Source organism: Mycobacterium kyorinense (genome assembly GCF_002101735.1).
GTDB lineage: Bacteria > Actinomycetota > Actinomycetes > Mycobacteriales > Mycobacteriaceae > Mycobacterium > Mycobacterium kyorinense.
This window is the reverse complement of sequence record NZ_LQPE01000086.1, coordinates 1-1,132: the sequence shown is the minus strand read 5'-3', so window position 1 is coordinate 1,132 and position 1,132 is coordinate 1. Positions and strand designations below refer to the sequence as shown.

The 1,132-nt window shown below is 65.0% G+C and carries 1 protein-coding gene; it reads right to left on the bottom strand.

Annotated features, from left to right (window positions below):
- Nucleotides 1-1,013 (bottom strand): IS256-like element IS1245 family transposase (locus tag AWC14_RS10775; protein WP_033712850.1); only part of this gene is annotated, 1,013 nt, incomplete at its 3' end.
- Between the last annotated feature and the right edge of the window lie 119 nt (nucleotides 1,014-1,132).

The window sequence follows — 1,132 nt, the reverse complement described above, 5'->3', positions numbered from 1 at the left end:
AGTGGGTTGGTTGACCAGATCTTTTTCCAGTGGGCCACCGGGAAGTCGGCGAAGGCGGTGATGTCGGCGGCGGCCTCGCGCAACATGGTTTCGACCTTGGGGAACTGGCGGCCGAGCATGCCGGCGATGGTGTCGAGTTGTTCGCGCACGTGCTCGGCGTCTGGCTGGGCGAAGACGGTGCGGATCGCGGCGGCGACCATCTCTGCGGAGCCCTTGGGCACTTGGGCGAGCACGTTGCGCAGGAAGTGCACTCGACACCGCTGCCAGGCGGCCCCGATCAGCACGGCGTCAATGGCACTGCGCAGTCCGGCATGGGCATCGGAGATGACCAGTTGGACTCCGGCCAGACCGCGGGATTTCAACGACCGCAAAAACGCGGTCCAGAACGCCCCGTCCTCGGAGTCTCCGACCTCAAAGCCCAGTACCTCGCGGCGCCCGTCAGCGGCCACCCCGGTGGCGATGACCACCGCCTGCGACACCACCCGATGATTCACCCGGGCCTTGCAGTAGGTGGCGTCGAGGAAGACATACGGAAAGCGCTGATCACCCAACGGCCGGTCCCGGAAGGCCGCGACCTCGGTGTCGAGGTCTTTGCAGATCCGGCTGACCTCGCTTTTGGAGATCCCGGTATCGGTACCCAGTGCCTTGACCAGATCGTCGACCTTGCGGGTGGAGGTGCCGTGCAGGTAGGCCTCCATCACCACCGCGAACAAGCACTGATCGACCCGGCGACGCCGCTCCAACAACGCCGGGAAAAATGACCCGGTGCGCAGCTTGGGAATCCGCAGTTCCAGGTCCCCTGCGACCGTGGACAGCGTGCGCGGACGCGAGCCGTTGCGCTGATTGGAGCGGGTCTCGGTGCGCTCATGGGGAGAAGCCCCGATGAACGCGGTCAACTCCGCGTCGATCAAGGCTTGGTAGATCGTTTCGGCGGCTTGAGTGATCCGCTCACCGGCATCGGCGGTGCGCAGTGCGTCGAGCACCTCCAGCAAGGCAGACTGGTCCAGGGCCATCGCGATGTTCCTCTCGGTAGTGATTCTTGGTCGTTTCACCACAGAGACTCACGCGATGGCCCTCTTACGTCAGGGACCGACACGCCGCCATCACTTACACCACTCCCCGGGACGCTCCC